Here is a 1,757-nt window from a genome sequence, read left to right as displayed (position 1 = left end):
CCCAGAAAACGCAAGCCCGGTAAATCAGGTAAACCACTTGTAGCCCGTATTACCCCCCCCTCTTATCCAAAACGTTTTATGGTCTCCTTCCCCCCCGACACTGACGGTCATGAGCCCGATGAATTCTTCTACGATACGCCGGCTGAAGCCATACAGCACTGTGTCCGCCTTGGCCCCCAGTTTTTCCTTGATACGCAATTCGACCCGCCCCTCGTCACCATTATTCGCGGCTTTGAACAGCATCCCGGAGAGGCTGATGAAGCCGGATACGACAGCATTGATGGCGCGATGACCGAAAGCATGCCCCTGGATGAGTTCATTATCTGCACGGAGCTGGAGATAATGCGGGTCTCTTTCGTCCCGTGGGACAAATCCACTGACAACTGGGCCGACAGACCCGATGAGCCTGACTGCGGCTGCGGGCAGTATGTCGATTTTCGCTTCACCGGCAAGATCCCCGGACTGTAATTCCCCGAATGTATATCCCGCGTCCCGCAAAGTTGCTCTTCACCGTCGATGACGGCTGGAATAAGTTTCTCGAAAAATTCAGTGACCGCGTCACTCCCTGGACCCGCCTCTGCATCGAGCGCATGCTCGCCTGCGGCACCACGGCCATGGGCGTTCGCCGCTTCTGCTGCGCATCGCCGGACTGCACCCATTCCCGCTTTTTCTGCCAGAGCTGCAAATCAAAGGCCTGCAGCTCCTGCGGCTTCAAAGCCACTGAGCAGTGGGTATCGCAGCAGAGTCATATCCTTCCCGACTGCGACTGGCAGCATATCACCTTCACCATGCCCCACCTGCTCTGGCCCTTTTTCAACAATAACTGGCCCCTGCTCAACGCGCTCTTTCGCGCCGCCACCCGCGCCATGCTTCGCTGGGCCCGCAGACAGGGCGTGGAGGTCGGTATCTTCTGCGCCCTGCATACGTACGGCCGCCAGCTCAACCAGCACCCGCACATTCACCTCTCCGTCACCCGTGGTGGACTGGATATCAGGTATGGCATCTGGCGCGACCTCTTCTTTAAGAAGCATGCCGTCGAGGAAATCTGGCGCGGAGCCGTCATCCGCCTCCTGCGCCACAGCCATGACCTGATTAACCCCGGCAGGCTGCCGGGGCTGAGGCATATCCGCGACGAAAAGCAGTGGCAGCGGTATCTGCAGGCGCAGTACGGGCGCCGCTGGAAGGTGCATTTTGCGAAGAAGACCCGGGGCGCCTGGCGGAGCGTCAAATACCTGGGCCGCTACCTGAAGCGCCCGCCGGTGTCAGCGGCAAAGCTCAGGCACTACAGCGGCGGTGCCGTGGTACATCACTATTACGACCACCGTACGCAGCAGTACCGCCAGCAGTCGCTGACCCAGGAAGAGATGCTCAGGCGCTATATCAGCCACGTGCCGGCAAAGCATTTTAAGATGGTGCGTTACTATGGCTTCCTGTCGAACCGCAAACGGGGTTCGCTGCTGCCGCAGGTGTATGAAGCCCTGCAGATGGAGGCGCGGAAAAAACCGGAACAGCCCGGCTTCGCCTTGCTGTTGAAAGGATTTCTGCGTACGGACCCGTATAAATGTATCCTCTGTGGCAACCGGCTGCGCTTTGTCAGCGCAGAGGCCGGCAGGCATGCCACGGAATTAGTGGCGGAAAGGCTCCACGGGATCGCCAGAAAACGATGGCTTCTGGCACAGGCTGCGGGATAAGTGCGCCTTAAAAACGGCTTTCAGGTTAAAAACCCGCCGAAAACCGTATTTTATTGCCATGATTTC

The 1,757-nt window shown here is 58.5% G+C and carries 2 protein-coding genes; both read left to right on the top strand.

Features of this window, described 5'->3' with window-relative positions:
- Positions 1-468, top strand: a 468-nt coding sequence (locus tag ACSZO4_RS25450) for a hypothetical protein (protein ID WP_437891866.1), incomplete at its 5' end; no start/stop codon positions are given.
- An 8-nt stretch (positions 469-476) separates the two neighbouring features.
- Positions 477-1,691: an IS91 family transposase gene (locus tag ACSZO4_RS25445; protein WP_437891865.1), complete on the top strand. Its 1,215-nt coding sequence runs from the start codon at positions 477-479 to the stop codon at positions 1,689-1,691.
- The last annotated feature ends 66 nt before the right edge of the window (positions 1,692-1,757 follow it).

Origin of the sequence: Phytobacter sp. V91 (assembly GCF_965644225.1) — a bacterium.
Taxonomy (GTDB): Bacteria; Pseudomonadota; Gammaproteobacteria; order Enterobacterales; family Enterobacteriaceae; genus CBFFRJ01.
The sequence above is the reverse complement of the archived record's forward strand: the minus strand, read 5'-3'. Positions and strand labels throughout refer to the sequence as shown.